This is a genomic window from Marinomonas sp. BSi20584 (genome assembly GCF_002792415.1).
GTDB classification, from domain to species: Bacteria; Pseudomonadota; Gammaproteobacteria; order Pseudomonadales; family Marinomonadaceae; genus Marinomonas; species Marinomonas polaris.
Window position 1 is genome coordinate 37,589 of sequence record NZ_KZ454900.1, and the last position, 6,829, is coordinate 44,417.

A 6,829-nucleotide genomic window follows, 5' to 3' on the forward strand; every position below is an offset into this window, starting at 1 on the left:
CCTACCTTCTCTTAATCACTGGAAGATAGCCTTGTATACGCTCAGGCAATCGTTGTACAAATACAGACCGAACCGCATGCCAATAAATAGATAGCAACAACAAAGATGCCCCCATCACAATACCAGTAATCGCAAAGCTATAACCAACACCGCCGTAATTTTCAATTAGACTCGTCAAAGCGTAAATCACATACATCAATGACGACACCATAAAAGCGCGACGATCAATAGAGATAGATACCATCGTCATCAATAAATACAGAAGCACAATCAGCAACATATTACTCAAACTTTCATTACCATCTAGCACCCCAAGGCTTGAAAAAATAGGATGGATAATCAAAGGTGCAGACAACAAATGCAACCAAAAAGCCACATCAGATTTGCGTGTTGTACGACTTGTATCGCCCGCATCCCAATACATAGCTAAAACAAACGCCACACAACCGCATAAAAACAAGGTCACCATGGCAAACCCAGCACTGTCAGGAAAAATACTCAGCACTGTAGAGCCCAATAAAGCCAGCCCAGTCCCTGTCCCAACAGCAACCGTAATAGGCACATTAAAACGGCGCCAATGAACATAAGCAGCCAGTGTTGAAAAAGCTGTAGCGAAAATCACCGCGTAACTAGATTGAATACCAAATAAAGACACCGTAAAAGCAAACACTCCACCAACAAATGCCAGCAACAACACAATCGCTGGCAAAGCCATTTTCCGGCGCAGTACAAATACTTCTGCTAGCCCCCAAGATAAGGCAGCAAACACCAAATAGCCTAAGCTTTCATTAATCGACATCAACACCCAAAGCGATGAAAACAACAGCAAAGCACAAGCAATCACAATAAAAATATCGTTAAAACCACCTACCAAACGAAAGTTCTCTTCATCTACTGCCGAGGAGCCATTTGAGGACGATACAAGCTGGCGAAACTCCTCTACCGACGTAGCAGAAAAGACACCATTCTTGACCGCTAAATTTAAATCTTCGTCTGTGTACATAACCATCCTTAACAATACAATTTGTGTTACACGCTAAACTTACTGCGAAAGGCAAAATAAACTGCGCCAACTAAACATAACCCAGCCCATAGGTAATCCAGTTTTAAAGGCTCTTTTAAGTAATAAACCGAAAATGGTACAAAGACCATCAAGGTTATCACTTCCTGCATAATTTTTAACTGTCCAACATTCAGTGCAGTGTAGCCAATACGATTAGCAGGCACCTGCAACAAATACTCAAATAGGGCAATGCCCCAGCTGATCAAAGCAGCAATGATCCAAGGCTTATTATTCAACTCTTTTAAATGAGCATACCAAGCAAACGTCATGAAAATGTTGCTACAAATTAATAAAGAAACACTCAAGGCAATAGGATTCATATACTTTCCAGAGAATACAAATAGGTGGCTAATAAACAGTACTTTTACAAATAAACTACGGAACATCAGCAGAACAAAAATACTTGCGAACATTACCAAATAGAACCCAATTTCTAAATCAAAATTAAGCTCCACATCCGAAAAAAAAGGAACGTCAAAACGTTCCTTCTATGACAATAATTTTATCACTCTCATGGGTGCATAGCAGGAGCGCCACCATACCCTGGTCCACCGACATGTCTGGGACCGGGCGGTCCAGGAGGCGCCATAACACAAGCTGTCATCGTCACCACAACAATACCAACCGATAGAAATCGAAACATTTGCTTGATGATTTTCATAATAAACCCCATTGATGAAAAATCATCATAGAAACTTGCTTGGCGTTACACAAACCATCAAACAATATTATACAAAAGTATTCTTAATTCCCCCTTAAAAGCCTCAAAAAACTGACAAAATGAGCACCAAAGCATAAGTCATATTGAACTAAGTAACTTTCTTAACACTATTGAATAAAGTATCCCTTTACTTGCTCTACAATAAGAACATACTCAGTTTGCTACGTAACAAATTTCACGGCGTCTATTGCAACCGTGCGCAGCAACAGCCCTTAAGTTGGTGAGAACCGACTGAGGTTATACAGTGATGACTAATGGTGAATATCATGAGCAAGGGTCAAAACAGTAAAAAAGAGACAAAAAAGAAACCACTTTTAACGGCAAAAGAAAAGAAAGCAGCGAAGGTGACCAAAAAATCTCCGACCAATGTATTAGGTAATTAATCCCTCCAGCTAGCCACCATATTGTCATGGTGGCGTTAAATTCGAGTCATCTAAGCCCTAATTTGATTAGGGCTTTTTTATTAAAACCACCGTTGTAACGCAAATCAATTACTATGGACGCGAAGACTTCTGCGAGCCTCTACCAACTGACGGACGCTTACCATTGGTAGCCGGCTTGCCATTACTTTTTGGTGATCCACCCGGTTTACCGGTTGGTCGTTTACCACCACCAGCACTATTACCTGCAGGCTTTTTACTATCACCAAAAGGACGTCTGTCTTTGCCCTTAGAACCTGCTGGTTTTCTAGCGTCATCTTTAGGGTGTTTAGTATTCCCTTTTGCTGCGCTCATTGGTTTTGACGACAAGTTTGATTTTGAAGAGCCGTCAGTACGAGTATTTTTTCGTGGCGCATTGCGAGACTTCTTCGCTGGCGCACTGACTACTGAAGATGAATCTTCAATCGATTTCAGCAACACAGACAATTCTTTGGGTGTTAAATCTCGCCACTCTCCTACTGGAATGCCTTTTAGGCTCACGTTCATAATTCGTGTTCGCTCTAATTTAACGACCTCATAACCGAAATACTCACACATACGGCGAATTTGACGATTCAAACCTTGCACTAACGTGATGTTAAACACGTTAGCAGTAACCTTAGTAACAGGACATTTCTTTGTCATCGTTCCCAAGATAGGCACACCACCGGCCAAACCAGCAATAAAATCATCAGTGATCGGCTTATTCACCGTCACCAAATATTCTTTCTCGTGATTATTGCCAGCACGCAATACTTTATTAACTAGGTCGCCATTGTTGGTCAAAAAAATCAAACCTTGGGAATCTTTGTCCAAACGACCAATTGGGAAAATACGAACCCCATGGCTAACAAAATCAACAATATTATTTTTTTCAGAACTTTCCGTGGTACTCACAATGCCAACGGGCTTATTCAGCACAATAAAAACAAAGTCATCCGCATCCTGCGGCTCAATGATCTGCCCATTAACTCGCACTGTATCACCGGCAACAACTTGATCGCCCACCGAAGCACGCTTGCCATTGATGAACACATTACCTTGTTCAATAAAGCGGTCAGCGTCTCTTCGAGAGCAGATACCGCTTTCGCTGATGTATTTATTTAAACGAGTAGATGAAGCGTTAAACATAAAGTGCCATTTTTACCTAATAAAAAGCCTTTCTTATTAAAAAAGAGCCTAAACTGAATGAATCGTCAACAACGAGATGGCGCCCATTATATAGGAAACGCAGTGAGCATTTTAGGAGGGAAAGCCAGAAACCTAGAAATATATCCATAATCGTATAACTGTTAAGAAAGTCTTAATCTTACATCGCTAGAATTGATGAGCAAAAGCGGTGGCACCACCTCAATCGGTTATCTATGGAGATTCAAATGCAAAACCAAGAGCGATCTTACAACACAGCGCAAATTTTACTGCACTGGGCCATTGCGGCTTTGATTATTTTTAACTACTTCGTCAGTGAAGGAATGGGACGCGCTTTTCGTCAACATCTAGACGACAGCAACACTGGCTATAACTTAGTGTCATCACTGCATGTATATGTCGGCTTGGGCATAATTGCTCTGGTTGTGATCCGCATTATCGTTCGCTTCATGTCTAAAAAATTCAAAACAGACTCGAAGAGTTTACTCGACCGCGTCTCTCGTATCGTCCATGAATTCTTATATTTACTGATGTTTTTAGTGCCAGTATTTGGCGCAACAGCTTGGTACTTAGGCATTCATATCATGGGAGATGTACACGAAATAGCGATGAACATCATGATGACGTTAGTCTTGCTACACGCCGCTGCAGCATTGTTTCATCAATACGTATTGAAAGATGGAACACTACTAAAAATGTTTGGGCAAAAATAACCGCCAATAAATATTGAGTCCTTTGTACGATGTAACGAGCGAAACCAAGACGAGGCAAAAACAGACGAAAAAGCGGAGTTTATGGGTTATAAATGAGTATTTTGAGTCTGTTTTTAACAAAGTATTGGTGAGCACAGTAGTCGTAAAAAGGTCTCAAATTGTTACTGATGCGTCTCTAGATAGTATCTCTCCTGTTCAAGAATACGATCTGTATTAAGAGACGCAATGCTCACTTCATGGGAGTGAGGCAACATGCCAATGGTTTGCAAATGCAGATAGCGCATCGCACAAACTCGTAAAAAAGACGTGAAATTATCTAAATCGTGACCAGCGTCCAAGGCTTCATGATTGAGCTTGGCGATCATTTGCGACAGAGACAACTTGTCGCGCTGAGCTATCTCTTCCAGCGTAAACCAAAAGAAACTTTCCAATCGAATACTGGTGACCATGCCATCAATACGCAAAGAACGAGTGACATTTTGCCATAGGCTAGGATCTGAATTCACAAAGAGCTTACACATTGTATTTTCCCTACTGAATGACGTATTTTTATTATTGGAATGAAATGGCTCAATGCAAACAGTCTAGCCCAAGATACGGGAAAAGAGTCGGATGAGTTCATACTTTTACACTTACTAAACTCACCCGAATTCACTCAGTACATTCAACTTAGCTTTCCAATAACACATAAAACTGAGCAAGCCACGCCGGATGCGCAGGCCACGCTGGCGCTGTTACTAGATTACCATCAGTCACAGCTTGATCTACTGGAATATCCATAAACTCACCTTTCGCAAGCTCCACTTCCGGCTGACAAGCAGGATACGCAGAACATTTTCTGCCTTCCAATACACCTGCAGCCGCAAGCAACTGCGCGCCATGACAAACCGCCGCTACAGGTTTATTGGTATCAAAAAAGTGCTTCACCATCGCAACTACGGTTTTATTCAAACGAAGATACTCAGGTGCTCGACCACCTGGAATCACCAAAGCGTCGTAATCTTCCACCTTGATATCCGCAAACGTCGCATTCAAAGCAAAACGGTGACCCGGCTTTTCTGTGTACGTTTGATCACCCTCAAAATCATGAATCGCCGTCGCCACCGTATCGCCAGACTTCTTATCTGGACACACCGCATGCACCGTATGACCGACACTCATCAACGCCTGAAAAGGCACCATAGTTTCGTAGTCTTCCGTGAAATCACCCGTGATCATTAAGATTTTTTTATTAGACATGACACTTTCTCCTGTTTTGGTTAAAACGTCCTATGTTGTAACAGCTAGAGAAAGGGAAAAGGTATTAAGGGGTTATTACATTGAGGTTTCGCCGCTGGCGATTTGGTTTTCTTTGGTTCCATTCAAACGCTTTGTATTCCCGACCTTTATTCCGCTCTGCTGAGCGTGTAACTTTTGCCAAACGACGCAAAAGTTACCAAAAAGTCTGTTTAAGATCTTTAATGCCTGATTTTCTGCGTAGGAACATGATTGCTACCTACGCTCGTTATATCGTAAGGCATGGATTGTTTTTGATGTGACGAGGAAGGGTATTTTTAACTGACTCTGAAACGCCATAAAGTCGCGCAACTTCGTCGCGTCGAACTGACTTCATAGTGGAACCCAAAAACGTAGGTCTGATAAGACGAGGAACGAGGCGTAATCTGACGCTGAAAGCGAAGCGTTCATTTTGTAAGTCGCACCTTTAGGCCGACTTGGAGCTTAAGCTTCTCTCAAACGCTCTATATTCGCAATGTATTGGTCAACTAATTCAGCTTTGTTGAACGGGGCTTAGTCCCTTCCCCTTTTCCTTCCAAGGGGAAGGTCAGGATGGGTTGTTCTTTAGATCTTCTGGTATATTTGTTACCTATCAATGACTCTAAGATGCACACTAATTCAGCTCACCTGAGTGGAATAAAGGTTGGAAGTTCAAAGCATTTGAATGGAAATTCCTTGCCATCCTAAAGAGCTTGCTACTTACCAGCAGCCGCAAGAGCCACACCAAAGCCGATAAATGTTCCTCCGCCAAGACGATTAACCATACGTCCACCTTTTTCAGAAGAAAGCCAGCCACGTGCCGTTTTTGCTAGATACGCATAGAGCAAATGAATGATGACAACGAGACTGCTGTAGGTGACCACTAAGAGCGTAAATTGCCCGACGTAATTCGAGGTGAAGTCGATAAATTGTGGGAATACTGACATAAAGAAGAACACCGCTTTTGGATTTGTCAGTTGAATTGTTAAGCCTTCTATAAACTGTCGTTTTTTGCTTCTGATAGCAGAACCGTTACCTTCAATTTTTCTAGCAGGTGAACGCCATAATTTAATACCAAGATAAACAAGATACGCAGCTCCGACAAATTTCATGATACTGAATGCAAGTGTAGATGTTGCCAGTAAAAGCCCTAAACTAGTGGCTGATACACCTGCGACTATAAATGTCCCAAAGGAAATCCCGAGAATCCCACCAATAGCGCCAGACATACCATAGCGAATCGAATTAGTAAGCGTCAAAATCACACCTGGGCCAGGACTTAAAACTGTTGCTATAGCAATGATTAAAAATAAAGCATAACTGTCCATCCACATCTCCTTTGTTACATTATCTTGTCGTAGTCTACTTAACTAATCATCCACACTTTACATCCTCTTATCTTCGAGAAAAACAAATATTAGGAATACAAAGCGTTTGAATCGAACTTAAACTCCGTGTCGACCTAAAAGCACGACCACGTGAAAGCTTCGCTTTCAGCGTCAGATCACGC

8 protein-coding genes are annotated in these 6,829 nt (G+C 41.8%); 1 reads left to right on the forward strand and 7 read right to left on the reverse strand.

The window, feature by feature from the left end; genetic code table 11:
- Position 1 precedes the first annotated feature (1 nt).
- The 4 genes from TY87_RS21165 to rluF form a co-directional block, all read right to left on the reverse strand.
- A complete protein-coding gene (locus TY87_RS21165; RefSeq protein WP_100188568.1) occupies positions 2-1,003 on the reverse strand; it encodes a hypothetical protein in 1,002 nt (333 codons plus the stop codon).
- Between the two features lie 26 nt (positions 1,004-1,029).
- Positions 1,030-1,383: a DMT family protein gene (locus TY87_RS21170; RefSeq protein ID WP_012070624.1), complete on the reverse strand. Its 354-nt coding sequence runs from the start codon at positions 1,381-1,383 to the stop codon at positions 1,030-1,032.
- Positions 1,384-1,574: 191 nt separating this feature from the next.
- Positions 1,575-1,724 (reverse strand): hypothetical protein, encoded by a 150-nt coding sequence (locus TY87_RS22535; RefSeq protein ID WP_157789930.1) that lies wholly within the window; start codon positions 1,722-1,724, stop codon positions 1,575-1,577.
- Positions 1,725-2,278: 554 nt separating this feature from the next.
- On the reverse strand, positions 2,279-3,334 hold the full coding sequence (gene rluF, locus TY87_RS21175; RefSeq protein ID WP_100188569.1) for a 23S rRNA pseudouridine(2604) synthase RluF: 1,056 nt from the start codon (positions 3,332-3,334) through the stop codon (positions 2,279-2,281).
- A 245-nt stretch (positions 3,335-3,579) separates the two neighbouring features.
- On the opposite strand from rluF, the gene TY87_RS21180 reads away from it, so the two are divergent.
- On the forward strand, positions 3,580-4,065 hold the full coding sequence (locus TY87_RS21180; RefSeq protein WP_157789931.1) for a cytochrome b: 486 nt from the start codon (positions 3,580-3,582) through the stop codon (positions 4,063-4,065).
- Positions 4,066-4,226: 161 nt separating this feature from the next.
- On the opposite strand, the gene TY87_RS21185 is transcribed toward TY87_RS21180, so the two are convergent.
- The 3 genes from TY87_RS21185 to TY87_RS21195 form a co-directional block, all read right to left on the reverse strand.
- The gene (locus TY87_RS21185; RefSeq protein ID WP_072838127.1) at positions 4,227-4,586 is read right to left on the reverse strand and encodes a ribbon-helix-helix domain-containing protein; all 360 of its coding nucleotides are present in this window, start codon (positions 4,584-4,586) and stop codon (positions 4,227-4,229) included.
- A 148-nt stretch (positions 4,587-4,734) separates the two neighbouring features.
- Positions 4,735-5,304 carry a DJ-1/PfpI family protein gene (locus TY87_RS21190; RefSeq protein WP_072838128.1) on the reverse strand — a complete coding sequence of 190 codons (570 nt, stop codon included), beginning with the start codon at positions 5,302-5,304 and terminating at the stop codon, positions 4,735-4,737.
- Between the two features lie 731 nt (positions 5,305-6,035).
- Positions 6,036-6,647, reverse strand: coding sequence for a LysE family translocator (locus TY87_RS21195; RefSeq protein ID WP_100188571.1), 612 nt, complete (start codon positions 6,645-6,647; stop codon positions 6,036-6,038).
- Between the last annotated feature and the right edge of the window lie 182 nt (positions 6,648-6,829).